Here is a 16,947-nt window from a genome sequence, read left to right as displayed (position 1 = left end):
AGAGCCCGACCATGGCCGATTCCGCCGCAACCCCCAACGACAATGCCCAGGAGCAGAAGCCGCAGCGCTCCGGCAAACGCAAACTCTTCCTGCTGCTCCTGCTGCTGGTGGTGATCCTGGCCGGCGTGGGCGTCTACTGCTACCACCTATTCTATGGCCGCTTCCATGCCAGCACCGACGACGCCTACGTCAACGGCAACCTGGTGCAGATCACGCCCCAGGTCGTCGGCACCGTGACCCGCATCGCTGTGGACGATGGCGACTACGTTCGTCAGGGCCAGCCGCTGGTGGAATTCGATCCTAGCGACACCGCCGTGTCCCAGCAGAGCGCCGAGGCCAACCTGGCCAAGACCGTGCGCCAGGTGCGCGGTCTGTACAGCAACGTCGACAGCTACAAGGCCCAGGTGGCCGCCCGGCGCGTCGAGGTCGAACGGGCCCGCGCCGACTACGCCCGCCGCCAGCAACTGGCCAAGGGCGGTGCCATCTCCAAGGAAGAACTGGCCCATGCCCGGGACACCCTGGTCGCGGCGCAGAGCTCCCTGACCTCCGCCCAGCAGCAACTGGACACCAACCAGGCGCTGGTGGACGACACCGAGATCGCCTCGCACCCGGACGTCAAGGCCGCCGCCGCCCAGCTGCGCCAGGCCTATCTGAACCATGCCCGCAGCACCCTGGTGGCGCCGGTCAGCGGCTATGTCGCCAAGCGCTCGGTGCAGGTCGGCAGTCGCGTGCAGCCCGGTGCGGCGCTGATGGCCGTGGTGCCCCTGGACCAGATCTGGATCGACGCCAACTTCAAGGAAACCCAGCTCGCCGAGATGCGTATCGGCCAGCCGGTGGAAATCCATTCCGATCTCTATGGCGACGACGTGCGCTATCGCGGCGTGGTGGAAAGCCTGGGCGTGGGTACCGGCAGCGCCTTCTCGCTGCTGCCGGCGCAGAACGCCACCGGCAACTGGATCAAGATCGTCCAGCGCCTGCCCGTACGGATCCGCCTGGAAGGCGACAACCTGGACAAGCACCCGCTGCGCATCGGCCTGTCGACCGTGGTCGATGTCGACCTGCACGACCAGGACGGCGCCCGCCTGCCCACCACCACGCCGCAGCAGCCGCGCTACAGCACCGATGTCTACGATCACCAGCTGGCCGAGGCCGATCAGCTGATCCAGCAGATCGTCCACAACAACGGTCCTGCCGCCCGCGCCGCCGGTGTCGCCAAGCGCTGACAGCCAAGGAGGCTCCCTGCGAGTCTCCCCGTCCACCCCTTCTGGTAATCCGTCATGAGCGATAACGCCTTTCGCCCGGCGAGCCTGCTCCTCGCCACGGTGGGCCTGTCCCTGGCCACCTTCATGCAGGTGCTCGACACCACCATCGCCAACGTCGCCCTGACCACCATTTCCGGCAACCTCGGGGTGAGTTCGGAGCAGGGCACCTGGGTCATCACCGCCTTTGCCGTGAGCAACGCCATCGCCCTGCCGCTGACCGGCTGGATGGCGCGCCGCTTCGGCGAGGTCAAGCTGTTCATGGCCGCCGTGGTGCTCTTCGTCATCACCTCGTTCCTGTGCGGCATCGCCACCTCCATGCCGGAGCTGGTGATCTTCCGCGCCATGCAGGGTTTCGTCGCCGGCCCCCTCTACCCCATGGCCCAGACCCTGCTGCTGGCGATCTTTCCGGCGGCCAAGCGCGGCATGGCCCTGGCGCTGCTAGCCATGGTGACGGTGGTGGCGCCCATCATCGGGCCCATCGCGGGCGGCTGGATCACCGACAACTACAGCTGGCCGTGGATCTTCTTCATCAACATCCCCATCGGCATCTTCGCCACCCTGGTGGTCTGGAGCCAGCTGGGCAAGAAACCGGAAAAACTGGTGCACCAGCCCATCGACTACGTCGGGCTGATCCTGCTGGTGCTGGGCGTGGGTGTGTTGCAGGTGGTGCTGGACAAGGGCAACGACCTGGACTGGTTCGAATCCAACCTGATCTGCCTGGGCGCGGCCTTTTCCGCCGTGGCCCTCACCGCCCTGGTGATCTGGGAGCTGACCGACAAGCATCCCATCGTCAACCTGCGGTTGTTCCGCTATCGCAACTTCAGCTTTGGCACCCTGGCGCTGGTGCTGGGCTATTCGGGCTTCTTCGGCATCAACCTGCTGCTGCCCCAGTGGCTGCAGACCCAGCTCGGCTACACCCCGGTTTGGGCGGGCCTGGCCGCGGCGCCCATCGGCATCCTGCCGGTCATCCTCTCGCCCCTGGTGGGCAAGTTCGCGCACAAGACCGACCTGCGCCTGCTGGCCGGGGGGTCCTTCCTGGTGATCGGGGCGTCGTGCTTCATGCGCGCCACCTTCAACAACGAGGTGGACTACCGCCACATCGCCGAGGTACAGACCTTCATGGGCCTGGGCGTGGCGCTGTTCTTCATGCCCACCACCAGCATCCTGCTGTCCAGCCTCAAGCCGTCGGAGCTGGCGGATGGCGGCGGCCTGGCGACCTTCCTGCGGGTGCTGGGCGGCAGCTTCGCCTCCTCCCTGACCACCTGGTTGTGGCAGCGTCGCGCCATCCATCACCATGCCCAGCTGACCGAGGACGTCACCGTCTACAGCCCGGCCACCCAACACTACCTGGACGCCCTCGGCGGGCCATCGCAGCAGGCCTATGCCCAGCTGGACAAGGTGGTGGAAGGCCAGGCCTATATGCTCTCCACGGTGGACTACTTCACCCTGCTCGGCTGGATCTTCATGGGGCTGTTCCTGATCATCTGGCTGGCCAAGCCACCCTTCGCGGCCAAGCCGGGGGCCGGCGGTGGCGACCACTAGGACAGGGTCTAGGGCGCGTGATGCTGGGTCTGCAGGTAGTCGGCGATGTCGCCTAGATCCTCGGCGTCACCGATGCCCCAGAATCTCATCTTGGTGCCTGGCACCTTCTGCTCGGGATCACGCAGAAAGGCCGCCAGGGCCTCGCGATCCCAGGCGAAACCGGCCTGGCGCATGGCTTCGGAGTAGTTGTAGCCAGCCAGACTGCCGGCCTGGCGGCCGAAGAGGTCGTTGAGCTGGGGGCCGAAGCCGGACTGGGCGCCGGGCCCCACCGAATGGCAGTTGTGGCAGCGCCGCAGGAAGAGATTGCGGCCGTTGTCGGCATCGGCCCAGGCCAATTCACCACTGAGCAATGCCAGCACGGCCAGCCCAGCCAGGCCCTTCATCGCTGGCACTTCCGGCAATAGACGCTGGCGCGCTGGCCCAGGCGGATCTCCTGCAGGCCCGTCCCGCAGACCTTGCAGAATTCGCCCTTGCGGCCGTAGACGAACAGCTCCTGCTTGAAATAGCCCGGCGCGCCGTCGCCGCCGATGAAGTCGCGCAGGGTGGTGCCTCCACTCTCGATGGAGCGCGCCAACACCTTCTTGATCTCTTCGGCCAGGCGCTCGTAGCGCGCCCGGGACACGCTGCCGGCCGCCCGGCGGGGATCGATGCCGGCGGCGAACAGCGCCTCGGCGGCGTAGATGTTGCCCACCCCCACCACTACCGCGTTGTCCATGATGAAGGGCTTGACCGCCATGCTGCGTCCACGCGACAGCTCGAACAGCCGACCGCCGTCGAAGGCCTCGGTCAGGGGCTCAGGGCCCAGCTTGCTGAGCAGCACATGGGCGTGGGGATCCTGGGTCCAGAGCAACGCACCGAAGCGCCGGGGATCGGTGTAGCGCAGCGACAGCCCGGATTCCAGCTCGATGTCGACGTGCTCGTGCTTGGCCGGCGGCTGGTCGGCCGGCACCAGGCGCAGGCTGCCGGACATGCCCAGGTGACCGATCAGGGTGCCGCTCTCGGCGCGGATCAGCAGGTACTTGGCCCGTCGCTCGACGGCCTCGATGCGCTGCCCGGACAGGCGTACGTCCAGGTCCTCGGGTACCGGCCAGCGCAGCCGGCCATCGCGGACGATGACCCGGCGTACGCGCTGACCGACGACATGGGGCTCGATGCCCCGGCGAGTGGTTTCGACTTCAGGTAGTTCGGGCATGAGGATCCAGGAGGCTTTTTCCAGAGATTTGGCTTAAAAGGCGCCGAGCGAAGGTCAGGCAAGGCGCAACGACCAACGGGAGTAACAGCCGAAGGCTGGCCCGAAGGGTGAGCGCCAGCGAATCAGAACAGCGAGGAAGCGGAGTTTACAAAGGGTAAATGAGCATTCCGAGCTGGTTTTCAACGCCGCCTGGCCGAGCGCAGGCCCTTTTAACCAAATCTAGTAATTGATCCGACCGCTGCCCATCTCAAGGATGGTCTCCTTGAGCGACTCGAAGTCGTACTCGGACAGGCCGACGTGATCCAGCACCCGCGGGGCGATGGCCTGCCACTCGTGATCCTCGTCCTGGCCGCCCAGGGCGCGATAGCAGCCACAGATGTGCTCGGCCATCTTCAGCAGGGCCAGCAGATTCTTGATCTGGATATCGGTGGTCGAGTCCTCGTCGAAGACCGACTGGGCGTTGTGGTGATTGGCGATGGCCTGGCCGACGTGCTCCGGCAAGCGCCAGGAGCGGGAGATGAAATAGCCCACCACGGCGTGGTTGGTGTTGAATATCCGGTTCTCCACGTCCACCACCCGCACCTGCTCGTTGACGCTGGCATAGGCCTCTTCCAGCACCGCCATGTAGCTGGGGAAGCGCTTGAGCATCAGCGGGATGCCACAGTTGTGGAACAGGCCCAGGGCATAGGCCTCGTCCGGGGTCGGGTAGCCGGTCTTCTTGGCCAGACTCAGGCAGGTCTCGGCCACGTCTTGGGCGGTGTCCCAGAAGCGGTTGAGGATGACGATGGTCTCGTCGGTGAGCTCGCCCTTGATCGACTGGGCGTTGATCAGGTTGATGACCGACTGGCTGCCCAGCAGATTGACCGCGCGCTGGATCGAGGTGATGCGATTGCTGAGGCCGAAATACGGCGAGTTCACCAGCTTGAGCAGGGCGCCCGACAGCCCCGGGTCCTGGCCGATCAGGCGGGAGATGACCTTGAGATCGGGGCTGGGCATGAGTTGTTCGAGTTGCAGATCCACCATGATCTGCGGCTGCGGAGGAATGCTGATGCCTTGCAGAGCCTGACGGATCTGCTCCTCGGTCAGCTGAGGGGACGCTTGGGACATGGAGACTACTCTGCGATGGATGTCGCAAATTTACTCCGCGCCGTGCGCCGATGCCATCGGGCGCGACGAAGGAACTTCAGAGGGGTAAAGCGAGACGGATTTAGGAGCGCTGGCAAAAGGCTAGCCCGACCGAATTCCAATCGAGGTATCCGCAATCATGGCTACATCCCTGAACGGCAAGAAAATCGCCATCCTGGTCACCGACGGCTTCGAACAGGCCGAGCTCACCGGCCCCAAGCAGGCCCTGGAACAGGCCGGCGCCCAGACCCACATCATCTCCGCCGAGAGCGGTGAGGTGCGCGGCTGGGACGGCACCGAGCCGGCCGACAGCTTTCCGGTTGACCTCACCTTCGCCGCAGCCAACGCCGGTGACTACGACGCCGTGCTGCTGCCCGGTGGCGTGGTCAATGCCGACACCATCCGCATCGACGCGCAGGCCCAGCAGCTGACCAAACAGATCGCCGACGCCGGCAAGCCGGTGGCCGTCATCTGCCATGGCGCCTGGCTGCTGATCTCCGCCGGCCTAGTGCAGGGCAAGACCCTAACCAGTTGGCCCTCGTTGACCGACGACCTCAAGAACGCTGGCGCCACCTGGCAGGACCAGGAAGTCATCGTCGACGGTCAACTGGTGAGCAGCCGCAAGCCGGACGACATTCCGGCCTTCAATCGCGAGTTCATCAAGCTGCTGGCAGGCTGACCCTCGGAGAATGGCACTTTGATCTCATAAGACTGAACTTATGGCAAAGTGCCAGGGTCTTATCGAGTGCCCCTAAAGCACTTTTAGCCCGCCCTGCCCGGCGGGCTTTCTTTTGCCTGGCGTTTGGCCTCAAGCCTGGAAGTCACCTTGCAGATCCACCAGATGGCGGTCGATAGCGGCCAGGCGCTGACCCTGATCGCCCATGCCCAGCCATTCCAGCTTGAGGTGGGCCTCGAACGGCAGCAGGTAGGCCAACTGGTAGCCCAGGGCCTGGCGGTCGGCGACTTCACCGCCCATGTCCAGGCTGGCGACCATGGGATGCTGGGCCAGGGCCACCAGCAGCGCCATGAGATCGGCGTCGCCATCGCGCAATGGCTGGGGCTCGCTTTCGGGGAGCCACTCCACCTCTCCCACCACCAGGTGATCGGGCTGTTCTTCCTGGCTCAGCAGGCGAAAGCGCCGGCCACCTTCGATGCGGATGCCCAAGAGGCCGTTGCTCTGCTGCTGCCAATCGCGGATCAGCGCCTCGCAGCCGTAGGCGCCCAGACGATTGGGCGCCGCACCGGTCTCGCGGCCTTCGAGGATGGTCACCACGCCAAAGCTGCTGCCCTGCTTGAGGCAACGACCGAGCATGTCCAGATAACGGGCTTCGAACAGCTGCAGATCGAGGCGGCAACCGGGAAACAGGGTGGTGTTCAGGGGAAACAGGGGCAGCGTCATGCAACCTCCAGGGCTTGAGGGTCCTGCTGGATAGAACATCGAGCGCCGCCGAAGGCTCCCGCGCGGCGACGCGCGGGGCCCGGCCGGATCAGAAGCGATAGACCTCGGCGCCGGTGCGAATGGGCACCACGGCTGGCAGCGTCGGCCGGGCCTGGGCCTCTTCGACGAGTTTCTTCGGCTCCTTGCGCGCCACCTCGGCCCCACGCCGGCCGCGCTGGGCGACCTTGGTGAGATCGGTGGCCAGGCGTGCGGCCAGTTGCTGCAGCAGCTCGCTCTGGGCCCGTACCTGGGCTGCGCGGTCGCCGGCATGACGCGCCTGCAGATGGACCACTTCGCTATCGAGCAGGCGGCCCTGGCCATCGCGCAGCTGCCAGCTGGCATCCAGCGCCGCAGGTGCCTGATCGCCCGCATCGAGGCGGGTCACCACCAGCTCCACGCGATACTGGGGATCGAAGCCGGCGGGTTGCTCACCCACCACCACCCGGCCGCTGTTCAGGCGGCTGGCGAGTTGGCGCTGCAGCAATTGCCGCACATTGGCATTCAGCGGTCCGGCCCAGTGATCGCCCGTGGTCTTGAGACTGCCATCGGGCTGGCGCTCCAGCAGCACGTCGCGCTGCAGGTAGTCGGCCAGTTGCAGGCTTTCGATCCACACCGCAAGGCCACGCTCGCTGCTCGCCGGCGCGCGCGCATTGCCGCCGTCGAGCTGGTAGTAGTGGCTGGGACCGAGGCTGGCACAGCCACCCAGGCCGGCCAGCAGGCCAACGAGCGCCAACCTGGCGAGACATATCCGTTTCATCGAGGCTCTCTCTCAACGGGCACCATGGCCCGGCGAGTCCTGGTCGAAAAAATCCGGGCTATGCTAGCGGCTGACTGCAGACGGCTCAAGTTTCCACCTGCAGCGAGTCCACCCGCTGGAAGCCCCGCGGCAGCTTGTTGCCCCGCCGGCCGCGCTCGGCGCGGTAGTGCTCCAGGTCGCTGCCCTTGAGGGTATAGGGTCGCTTGCCGGCCTGCAGGGTCAGGGAAGCACCGGCCGGCACCACGGCCAGATCGACCACGTATTCCTCGCGCTTGGCGACCCGCTCGCCAGGGATGGAGATCAGCTTGTTGCCCTTGCCCTTGGCCAGTTGCGGCAGCTCGGTGATGGCGAACACCAGCAGCCGTCCCTCGTTGGTGACCACCGCGATGGAGGTGTCCTCCAGGGAAGCCACCGGCTTCGGGGCCAGCACCTTGGCGCCATTGGGCAGGCTGATCAGCGCCTTGCCGGCCTTGTTCTTGGCCTGCAGGTCCTCGCCCTTGACCACGAAGCCGTAGCCGGCATCCGACGCCAGGACATAGAGACCGCTGTCGTCCGGCAGCAACAGGCATTCGAAGCTGGCCCCCGGCGGCGGCGTCAGGCGCCCGGTCAGGGGTTCGCCCTGGCCACGCGCCGACGGTAGCGAATGGGCGGCCACCGAATAGCTGCGGCCGGTGGAATCGATGAAGACGGCGAACTGGTTGGAGCGACCCAGGGCCGCCGCCTTGAAGCCATCACCGGCCTTGTAGGACAGCCCGGTCGGATCGACGTCGTGGCCCTTGGCCTGGCGCACCCAGCCCTTCTCGGAAAGCACCACGGTCACCGGCTCGGTGGGCATGAGCTCGGTTTCGGACAGGGCCTTGGCCTCGGCACGGGCGACGATGGGCGAGCGGCGGGCGTCGCCATAGGTCTCGGCATCCTTGATCAGTTCGTCGCGGACCAGGTTGCGCAGCTTCTTGTCGCTGCCCAGCAGGGTCTGCAGGCGCTTCTGCTCCTTGAGCAGTTCGGCCTGTTCGCCACGGATCTTCATCTCTTCCAGCCGCGCCAACTGACGCAGGCGGGTTTCGAGGATGTAGTCGGCCTGGTCCTCGGAGAGCTCGAAGCGGGCCATCAGCGCCTGCTTGGGATGCTCTTCGGTGCGGATGATGTGGATCACCTCGTCCAGGTTGAGGAAGGCGATCAGCAGGCCGTCCAGCAGGTGCAGGCGGCGCTCGACCTTGTCCAGGCGGAACTGCAGGCGACGGCGTACCGTACCGATGCGATAGATCAGCCACTCCTGGAGGATCTGCCTGAGGTCCTTGACCTGGGGTTTGCCGTCCAGGCCGATGACGTTGAGGTTGACCCGGTAGCTGGATTCGAGATCGGTAGTGGCGAACAGGTGCTGCATCAGCTCGTCGGCATCGATGCGGTTGGAGCGCGGCACGATGACGATGCGGGTCGGGTTCTCGTGGTCCGACTCGTCGCGCAGGTCGGCCACCATGGGCAGCTTCTTGGCCTGCATCTGGGCGGCGATCTGCTCCAGCACCTTGGAACCCGAGACCTGGTGCGGCAGCGCGGTGATGACCACGTCGCCGTCTTCGCGGCGGTAGACGGCGCGCATGCGCACCGAGCCGCGCCCGGTCTCGTAGATTTTGCGCAGGTCGGCGTGCGGGGTGATGATCTCGGCTTCGGTGGGGAAGTCCGGACCCGGCACATGCTCCAGGAGTTCGGGAATCCCGGCGATGGGATCGTCCAGCAGGCGCACGCAGGCAGCCGCCACCTCGCGCAGGTTGTGCGGCGGGATGTCGGTGGCCATGCCCACGGCGATGCCGGTGGTGCCGTTGAGCAGCAGGTTGGGCAGACGTGCCGGCAACACCGCCGGTTCGTTCAGGGTGCCATCGAAGTTGGGCACCCAGTCCACGGTGCCCTGCCCCAGTTCATTGAGCAGCACCTCGGAATAGCGCGACAGCCGCGCCTCGGTGTAGCGCATGGCGGCAAAGGACTTGGGATCGTCGGGCGCCCCCCAGTTGCCTTGGCCATCCACCAGCGGATAGCGATAGGAGAACGGCTGGGCCATGAGCACCATGGCCTCGTAGCAGGCCGAGTCGCCGTGGGGGTGGTACTTACCGAGGACGTCACCCACGGTACGGGCGGATTTCTTGTGCTTGGCGTCGGCGTCCAGGCCCAGTTCGCTCATGGCATAGATGATGCGGCGCTGGACCGGCTTGAGACCGTCGCCGATGTGCGGCAGGGCACGGTCCATGATGACGTACATGGAGTAGTTCAGGTACGCCTGCTCGGTGAAGTCGGCCAGCGAACGGCGTTCGACGCCATCCAGGCTCAGGTCGAGGGGTGCACTCATGGGAGTCCTTTGGTGTTACGTCTTTGATCGGGGGGCCCGGTCCATCGCGGTCATGGACCACTCCTACAGGCGCTCGATACACCTGTAGGAGCGGCCCATGGCCGCGATAAGCGCAGCCAACATATTTAGAGCAGCACTTCGGCGCGATCGCCCTTGGATTCCAGCCAGCTCTTGCGGTCGCCGGACCTCTTCTTGGCCAGCAGCATGTCCATCATCTCGAGGGTGCCGGGCACGTCTTCGAGGGTCAGCTGCACCAGGCGCCGGGTGTTGGGATCCATGGTGGTCTCGCGCAGCTGCAGCGGATTCATCTCGCCCAGGCCCTTGAAGCGGGTGACCTGGGGCTTGCCGCGCTTCTTCTCCGCCGCCAGGCGATCGAGGACGCCGTCACGCTCGGCCTCGTCGAGGGCGTAATGGACCTCCTTGCCCAGGTCGATGCGGTACAGCGGCGGCATGGCCACATAGACGTGGCCGGCGTCCACCAGCGGACGGAAGTGCTGCACGAACAGGGCGCACAGCAGGGTGGCGATGTGCAGGCCGTCGGAGTCGGCGTCGGCGAGGATGCAGATCTTGCCGTATCTCAGGCCGCTCAGGTCGGCGCTGCCCGGGTCGATGCCGATGGCCACGGCGATGTCGTGCACCTCCTGGCTGCCCAGCACCTCGCTGCCGTCCACCTCCCAGGTGTTCAGGATCTTGCCGCGCAGCGGCATGATGGCCTGGAATTCCTTGCTGCGCGCCTGCTTGGCGCTGCCACCGGCGGAGTCACCCTCCACCAGGAACAGCTCGGATCTCATGGGATCCTGGCCGGCGCAATCGGCCAGCTTGCCGGGCAGCGCCGGACCCTGGGTGATCTTCTTGCGCTCGACCTTCTTACCCGCCTTGAGGCGGCGGCCGGCATTGTTGATGGCCAGTTCGGCGATCTGCTGACCCAGCTCCGGATGGGCGTTGAGCCAGAGGCTGAAGGCGTCCTTGACCACCCCGGCGACAAAGGCGGCCGCCTCGCGGGAGGACAGCCGCTCCTTGGTCTGACCGGAGAACTGCGGCTCTTGCATCTTCATCGAGAGGACGAAGGCGATGCGCTCCCAGACGTCTTCCGGGGCCAGCTTGAGGCCACGCGGCAAGAGGTTACGGAACTCGCAGAATTCGCGGATGGCATCCAGCAAACCTTGGCGCAGGCCGTTCACATGGGTGCCGCCCTGGGCGGTGGGAATCAGGTTGACGTAGCTTTCCTGCACCGACTCGCCGCCCTCGGGCAGCCAGAACAGCGCCCAGTCCACCGCTTCCCGGGCCGAGGCCAGGCTGCCGTGGAAGGGGGCCTCGGGCAGCCGCAGGGCATCGCCCACGGTGTCGATCAAATAGGATCTCAGGCCGTCTTCGTAATGCCATTCGCTACGCTCGCCGCTGGCTTCGTCGAGGAAGCTCACCGCCAGGCCTGGGCAGAGCACCGCCTTGGCCTTGAGCACGTGCTTCAGACGGCTGACGGAAAACTTGGGCGAATCGAAGTACTTGGGATCCGGCCAGAAGTGCACGCTGGTGCCGGTATTGCGCTTGCCGACGCTGCCGACCACGGCCAGTTCGCTGGCCTTGAAGCCGTCGGCGAAGGCCATGCCGTATTCGTTGCCGTCGCGCTTGACGCGCACCTCGACGCGGGTCGACAGGGCGTTCACCACCGAGATGCCCACGCCGTGCAGACCGCCGGAGAACTGGTAGTTCTTGTTGGAGAACTTGCCGCCGGCGTGCAGCTTGGTCAGGATCAATTCGACGCCGGAGACGCCCTCTTCCGGATGGATGTCCACCGGCATGCCACGCCCGTCGTCGAGCACCTCGAGGGAGTTGTCGGCGTGCAGGATCACCTGCACCTGGCGCGCATGACCGGCCAGGGCCTCGTCCACGCTGTTGTCGATGACTTCCTGGGCCAGGTGGTTGGGCCGGGAGGTGTCGGTGTACATGCCAGGGCGCTTGCGCACCGGATCGAGTCCGGAGAGGACTTCGATGGCGTCGGCGTTATAGGCGTTCTGCGTGGCCATGGGGTCTCTATTCGAAGGTGTTGAAATCCAGCTCGCGCCAGAGCGCCGGATCGAAGCCGGCCAGCTCCAGCAGCAGCGGCAGCTGGCGATGGAAGCCCTGGAAGCCGTGGTCGCCGCCCTGCTCGATACGCAGGGTGCAGGCGCCGTAGTAGCGTTCGGCGTCCCGGTAGTCGAGGGTCTCGTCGCCGGTCTGCAGCCAGACGTGGAAGCGCTCGGGATCCGCCGGCGCCGCGACTTCCAGCGCACGCATGGCCTCGACGTGGGCCTCGGTGAGGATCCAGGTCTCGCCGGTATGGTGATTGCGCTGGAGCCCCAGGTAATGCTCCATGAAGCGCCAGGGCCGGACCGCGGGGTTGATCAGCACGGCCTTGAGCCCGTGGCGCTCGGCCAGGACGGTGGCATAGTAGCCGCCCAGGGAGCTGCCGACCAGCAAGGGGGCGTCCAGCTCGGCCAGTTCGCGCTCCAGGAGCGCGAAGGCGGCATCGGCATCGTTGGGCAGCGCCGGGGCGCGCAGGCGGTCCGCCAGGCCGAGTCGGGTCATGCAGGCGGTCAGCTGCCGCGCCTTCAAGGACGCGGGTGAGCTATTGAAACCATGGATATAGAGGATCGACGGCATCGGGCCGCTCCTACTGGATAAAAAAACAGGTAAAGAGTAACCCGTTTCGACCCGCGCGACCAAGGCAGCCGACCGGCGTCGGCGTCAGTAGCCCGCCGCGCTGTGATCCACAGTGAAGGCATGCTGTTGCAGACGCGAGACACCGGTTTCCAGGGTGCCATCGGGCAACAGGCGCAACCAGCGATAGCCCGGGGCCTGGTCGCCCGCCTTGAAATCCTCGCTGCCCGGCTCGAACTGCAGACCGGTGGACGGCGAGGCCAGCAGGCGCACGCCGTTGCGCAGCTGATCGAATTCCTGGTGGATGTGACCCCAGAGCACGACCTTGACCTGAGGATGGCGATCCAGCACGGCGAACAGCTCGTCCGGCCGGTGCAGCCCCAGGGGTTCCATCCAGCCACAGCCCACCGGGACCGGGTGATGGTGCAGGCAGATCAGCGCGGGGCGTTCGGGCGCGGCGCTCAGGGCCTCGTCCAGGGCCAGCAGTTGCGCCTGCTCCAGCTCACCGAACACGCAGCCGCGCACGGTGCTGTCGAGCAGGATGAGACGCCAGGCGCCCAGGTCGGTGACGGATTCCAGAAAATCGCGATCGCCACAGGCCTTGGCCATGGGCGCGTTCTCGTCATGGTTGCCGGCCAGCCAGCGCATGGGCGCGTCCAGCGGCTCGGTCAGCGCGCAAAAGCGCTGATAGGACGCCACGGAACCATCCTGGGAGAGGTCACCGCTGGCCAGCAGCAGATCGATGCGTGGCTGCTCCCGTACCACCTGGGCGACCACCTGTTGCAGGCTAGCTGCCGTATCGATGCCCAACAGCCGGCCATTGGCACGAGCAAACAGATGGCTGTCGGTCAGTTGGACGACGAGGGGAGCGTTGACACTATCCGGCAAACTCACCAAAGCCTCCTAGGCATAAGGGGACAACGAGCGCAGGCAGGGTGCAGAAAAGTTCCCGGGCACTTGCGTGCATGCATCACATTTTCGCAGCTTGGCGAGCGAGAGGGAAGCCGCGGCTGTCAGCGTTGCGCCCTGGTACTCATCGCTGCAGGATGGGTTCAGCCTCGTGGCCACAGGCCAGGCAGTGACTCAGCCACTCGCCGAGAAACAGATTGAGCTGGTTCTTTTCGTCAGGCTGATGCATCGCCTGGTTGGGATAGGGATAGCGTCCGAGCAGGTGCCGGGAGGCCCCGGCCGACACCACTTCCGCCATCCGCGCGTCGTGATAGACCCGCACTTCCAGCTCGGGAACCGGCAGCCAGGGCAGCCCCAGTTCCTGGCGGACCCGCAGCACCGTCGTATAGGGACAGGCCTCGGTGACCTCCAGCGCCAGCACCCCCAAGGGGCGCTCGCCTTGCGACAACATGACGCGGCGCGATACCACGGCTTCGCGCATCTTGGGCAGAAGCCGCATCAGCCGCACGTAGTTGGCCTCGCACGTGGCCTGCAGGCCCGGCAGGTCAACTCGATAGCGATCTCGCAGTTTCAGCCCCATAACCCCCGTACCTCGGCGCGATTGAGCGCCAACCATTGCAGGGCGATGATTGCCGCTGCGTTATTGATTCGACCGTCGCGCACCCCTGCCAGTGCCTCGTCCAGCGACCAGACATGGACGCGAATGTCCTCGCCCTCCTCCTCCAGACCATGGACGCCACCGGCGTCCGCGGTGCTGCAGCGGCCTAGGTAGAGATAGACCTGTTCGTCACTGCCGCCGGGCGAGGGGAAGTAGGTGGAGATGGGCCAGAGCGATTGCAAGGTCAGCCCGGCTTCTTCCTCGGCTTCCCGATGAGCGACCGCCTCGACGGCCTCGCCCTGCTTGTCCACCAAGCCCGCCACCGGCTCAAGCAGCCAGGGATGAGCGGTCTTTTCCATGACGCCGACGCGAAACTGCTCGATCAGCACCACTTCGTCACGCACGGCGTCGTAGGGCAGCACGCAGACGGCATCGGGACGCACGAAGACCTCGCGCTCCAGTTCCGGGCCCAAATCACCGGAGAACTGGCGATGGCGCAGCCGGAAACGGGCCATGCGGTAGAAGCCCTGAAAGCAGATCTCGCGGCTCAGGATTTCAACGGCGGGCGCCTGGGATTCATTGGCTTCGGTCATGGGCGCTCCAGCGCTGATTGCAGGTAATCAGATCATCGTAGCGTGCCGCCTGCGCTCGTGCAGCCCCCGGCGCGCCAAGTCGCGAAAAGGACAACAAGCCGGGAAACCTGCGCCCACCCCTGGCAAACTTATGGGGCCAGACGGGTTCGAAAGCCGTCGTTCTCTGTTTCCAGGACAAGGAATCCCATGCGTATCCGCCCGCTCCTCCTGCTCGCCGGCCTGCTGCTCGGTGGTTGCCAAAGCGTCTTCGGCCCCAACCTCGACAAACCCCTCACGCCTCGCCACCAGGCCTGGGAGCACCGCCCTGCCGGCTGCCAGGGCGAAGACTGCCCACTGATCAACATCGACTACGTGGAGTTCGGCGAACCGGCGCTGGACGCCCTGGTGCAACGCCACCTGCTGGGCCTGGCCCGTGCCGAGCCGGGCGCGCCCATCCCCGCCTCGCTGGCCAGCTACGAGCAAAATTTCCTCGCCAAGGCCCAGCCGCGCTGGAGCAGCTATCTGCAGGCCAAGGTGCGCGAACAGCATGACGGCCTGGTGATCATCGAATTCTCCAGCTACCTGGCCAACGGCGGCGCCCATGGCCTGGCCGGGCGCGACTTCGTCACCTGGGATCGCCACCTCGATCGGCAGATCACCCTGGGCGACATGCTGGTGCCGGGGCAGGAAGCCGAATTCTGGCGCCTGGCGCAGCTGTCGCGGGAGGCCTGGATGCTCAGCAACGGTGTCGGCGATGCCGAATTCCGTCAGCAGTGGCCCTTCCTCAAGACCAACAACGTGGCGCTGGACTTCGGCGCCCTGACGCTCAAGTACGACATCGGCAGCATCGCCCCCTATGCCATGGGCCATCCGGAGCTGAAGATCCCCTATCCCAAGCTCAACGGCATCCTCAAGGGCGAGTATTTCCCGGGGCGCGGGAAGAGTCGCCAGCCGTAGTCCGCTGTGTTGGGCTTCGACGGTGGAGCCGTCTCAGTCCAACCTACGGTGTCACCTCGGACCGCAACCGACGTAGGTTGGGTTGAGCGCAGCGAAGCCAACAGGCCCTATTCAGCAGCGCACCGTTGGGCTTCGACGATGGAGCCGTCTCAGCCCAACCTACGCCTGCTAGGCCAGCACACTGTTCCCGTAGGTTGCGCTGAGCGTAGCGAAGCCCAACAGGCCAGACTCTAAACTCGCTTCAACCCCAGCAGCGCCTGTGCGGTACCGGCCACCACGATGGCCGGCAGGGTCGCGCCCCAGGCCGGGAGCAGCGTTGGCAGCAGGTGGTAGACGGCCACGCCTAGGGTCCAGGCGATCAGGGATTCCAGGCGCAACGCCCGTACCCGCTGCGGAGCCTTGCGGCGGCGCAGCAGGAAATGATCCACCAGCACCACGCCGAACAGCGGGGCGAACACCGAGCCGATCAGCAGCAGGAAGTGCTCGTACTGGGCCAGGGGCACCAGCAGCGCCAGCAGGGTGCAGAGGATGCCGATGGCCAGGGTCAGCTGCCAGATCTTGACCTGAGCGAGAAAGCCCGTCGCCACTGCCGCCGAATGATAGGCGGCAAAGGCGTTTTCCGATTCGTCCAGCAGGATCAGCAGCAGTGGCAGGCCCAGGCCGGCCACGGCCAGGGCGCGTAGCAGAGCGTCGGCTTCACCGCCGCTGGCGAAGGCCAGGGTGTAGGCGAAGCCCAGGCCCATCAGCCAGAGGTTGCCGCAGAAATAGCCCAGCATGACGCCCCGGCCGGCGCTGCGTCCGGTGCGGGCGAAGCGGGTGTAGTCGGCGATCACCGGCAGCCAGGACAGCGGCATGGCCACCACCAGGTCGAAGCCCAGGGCCTGGGTCAGGGAGCCATCGCCCGGGCGCTGCCAGAGCGCGGCCAGGTCGGCGCGCAGGAACAGGTCCAGGGTCAACCAGCCGCAGGCGCCCAACAGCAGCCAGATACCCCAGCGGCTGAGGAAACGGCGCACGAAGGTCAGGGGACCGGCCACCGCCAGCGCCGTGGCCAGGGCGCCGAAGACCAGGGTCCAGAGCACCGGCGAGGCCCAGCTCTGCAGGCCCCAGCTGCCCAGCAGCACACTGGCCGCCTCGCGCATCACCACCAGTTCGAAGGCACCCCAGCCGATCAGCTGGGTGATGTTGAGCACCGCGGGCAACAGCGCGCCGCGCTGGCCGAGACTCTGGCCCAGGGCGGTCATGCCGGCCAGGCCCGTGTCGCTGCCCACCAGGCCGGCAGCGGCCAGCAACAGCACCCCGACCGCGGTGCCGAGCACCAGCACCAGCAGGCCATCGGCCAGGCCCAGTCCGGGCGCCAGCAGCGCGCCGGCCTGGGCCACCATCAGGCCGATGCCGAGGGAGAACCAGAGGGTGAAGAGGTCGCGCCCGCCAAGGATGCGGCGGTCCGCCGGAACGGGGACGGTGGGGGTATAGAGGCCGGGGGCCTGGGCCATGATGGGTCTCGTGAGCAAGGGGTTGAGGACGCCCAACGTCGTTGGGTGACGCCGGGCATTGTTGGGCTTCGCTGCGCTCAGCGCCAACCTACGGTGGTTTGTCTGGAACCGTAGGTTGGGTTGAGAC

16 protein-coding genes are annotated in these 16,947 nt (G+C 66.2%); 4 read left to right on the top strand and 12 right to left on the bottom strand.

Annotation, left to right across the window (positions count from 1 at the left end; translation table 11 throughout):
- Positions 1–11 precede the first annotated feature (11 nt).
- On the top strand, positions 12–1,223 hold the full coding sequence (locus LRS53_RS12250) for an efflux RND transporter periplasmic adaptor subunit (protein WP_160923833.1): 1,212 nt from the start codon (positions 12–14) through the stop codon (positions 1,221–1,223).
- A gap of 54 nt (positions 1,224–1,277) precedes the next feature.
- Positions 1,278–2,804, top strand: coding sequence for a DHA2 family efflux MFS transporter permease subunit (locus LRS53_RS12245; protein ID WP_017640744.1), 1,527 nt, complete (start codon positions 1,278–1,280; stop codon positions 2,802–2,804).
- 8 nt (positions 2,805–2,812) lie between these two features.
- On the opposite strand, the gene LRS53_RS12240 is transcribed toward LRS53_RS12245, so the two are convergent.
- The 3 genes from LRS53_RS12240 to LRS53_RS12230 all read right to left on the bottom strand — a co-directional run bounded on the left by LRS53_RS12240 (position 2,813) and on the right by LRS53_RS12230 (position 5,040).
- Positions 2,813–3,187 carry a c-type cytochrome gene (locus LRS53_RS12240; RefSeq protein ID WP_017640745.1) on the bottom strand — a complete coding sequence of 125 codons (375 nt, stop codon included), beginning with the start codon at positions 3,185–3,187 and terminating at the stop codon, positions 2,813–2,815.
- The gene (gene mutM, locus LRS53_RS12235) at positions 3,184–3,996 is read right to left on the bottom strand and encodes a bifunctional DNA-formamidopyrimidine glycosylase/DNA-(apurinic or apyrimidinic site) lyase (RefSeq protein ID WP_064307888.1); all 813 of its coding nucleotides are present in this window, start codon (positions 3,994–3,996) and stop codon (positions 3,184–3,186) included. The genes LRS53_RS12240 and mutM overlap by 4 nt, the downstream gene beginning before the upstream one ends.
- A gap of 219 nt (positions 3,997–4,215) precedes the next feature.
- Entirely contained in the window at positions 4,216–5,040 is an 825-nt protein-coding gene (locus LRS53_RS12230) for an HDOD domain-containing protein (RefSeq protein WP_231356124.1), read from the bottom strand.
- Between the two features lie 220 nt (positions 5,041–5,260).
- Here LRS53_RS12230 and LRS53_RS12225 point away from each other — a divergent pair, with 220 nt between their 5' ends.
- Positions 5,261–5,800: a type 1 glutamine amidotransferase domain-containing protein gene (locus LRS53_RS12225; RefSeq protein ID WP_017640748.1), complete on the top strand. Its 540-nt coding sequence runs from the start codon at positions 5,261–5,263 to the stop codon at positions 5,798–5,800.
- Between the two features lie 129 nt (positions 5,801–5,929).
- Here the strand turns inward: LRS53_RS12225 and LRS53_RS12220 are convergent, their stop codons facing one another.
- The 8 genes from LRS53_RS12220 to LRS53_RS12185 form a co-directional block, all read right to left on the bottom strand.
- Positions 5,930–6,520: an LON peptidase substrate-binding domain-containing protein gene (locus LRS53_RS12220; RefSeq protein ID WP_160923837.1), complete on the bottom strand. Its 591-nt coding sequence runs from the start codon at positions 6,518–6,520 to the stop codon at positions 5,930–5,932.
- Positions 6,521–6,608: 88 nt separating this feature from the next.
- Positions 6,609–7,316, bottom strand: coding sequence for a PqiC family protein (locus tag LRS53_RS12215; protein WP_017640750.1), 708 nt, complete (start codon positions 7,314–7,316; stop codon positions 6,609–6,611).
- Between the two features lie 85 nt (positions 7,317–7,401).
- The gene (gene parC, locus LRS53_RS12210) at positions 7,402–9,654 is read right to left on the bottom strand and encodes a DNA topoisomerase IV subunit A (protein WP_231356050.1); all 2,253 of its coding nucleotides are present in this window, start codon (positions 9,652–9,654) and stop codon (positions 7,402–7,404) included.
- A gap of 125 nt (positions 9,655–9,779) precedes the next feature.
- Complete coding sequence (parE, locus tag LRS53_RS12205) at positions 9,780–11,678, bottom strand: DNA topoisomerase IV subunit B (RefSeq protein ID WP_017640752.1); 1,899 nt, start codon at positions 11,676–11,678, stop codon at positions 9,780–9,782.
- Positions 11,679–11,685: 7 nt separating this feature from the next.
- On the bottom strand, positions 11,686–12,294 hold the full coding sequence (locus tag LRS53_RS12200; protein ID WP_064308568.1) for a YqiA/YcfP family alpha/beta fold hydrolase: 609 nt from the start codon (positions 12,292–12,294) through the stop codon (positions 11,686–11,688).
- Positions 12,295–12,378: 84 nt separating this feature from the next.
- Positions 12,379–13,185, bottom strand: a complete 807-nt coding sequence (cpdA, locus tag LRS53_RS12195) for a 3',5'-cyclic-AMP phosphodiesterase (RefSeq protein ID WP_064308569.1) — start codon at positions 13,183–13,185, stop codon at positions 12,379–12,381.
- Between the two features lie 139 nt (positions 13,186–13,324).
- A complete protein-coding gene (locus tag LRS53_RS12190; RefSeq protein ID WP_017640755.1) occupies positions 13,325–13,780 on the bottom strand; it encodes a DUF1249 domain-containing protein in 456 nt (151 codons plus the stop codon).
- Complete coding sequence (locus LRS53_RS12185) at positions 13,771–14,391, bottom strand: NUDIX domain-containing protein (protein WP_064308570.1); 621 nt, start codon at positions 14,389–14,391, stop codon at positions 13,771–13,773. The genes LRS53_RS12190 and LRS53_RS12185 overlap by 10 nt, the downstream gene beginning before the upstream one ends.
- A 186-nt stretch (positions 14,392–14,577) precedes the next feature.
- Between LRS53_RS12185 and LRS53_RS12180 the strand changes: the two genes are divergently transcribed.
- The gene (locus tag LRS53_RS12180; RefSeq protein ID WP_017640757.1) at positions 14,578–15,327 is read left to right on the top strand and encodes an RsiV family protein; all 750 of its coding nucleotides are present in this window, start codon (positions 14,578–14,580) and stop codon (positions 15,325–15,327) included.
- Between the two features lie 230 nt (positions 15,328–15,557).
- Here LRS53_RS12180 and cytX read toward each other — a convergent pair whose 3' ends face one another.
- The gene (gene cytX / locus LRS53_RS12175) at positions 15,558–16,820 is read right to left on the bottom strand and encodes a putative hydroxymethylpyrimidine transporter CytX (protein ID WP_231356049.1); all 1,263 of its coding nucleotides are present in this window, start codon (positions 16,818–16,820) and stop codon (positions 15,558–15,560) included.
- Positions 16,821–16,947: the final 127 nt, after the last annotated feature.

The organism is Pseudomonas sp. PLB05 (assembly GCF_021106615.1).
GTDB lineage: Bacteria > Pseudomonadota > Gammaproteobacteria > Pseudomonadales > Pseudomonadaceae > Chryseomonas > Chryseomonas benzopyrenica.
This window is presented reverse-complemented; position numbering and strand designations above follow the sequence as displayed.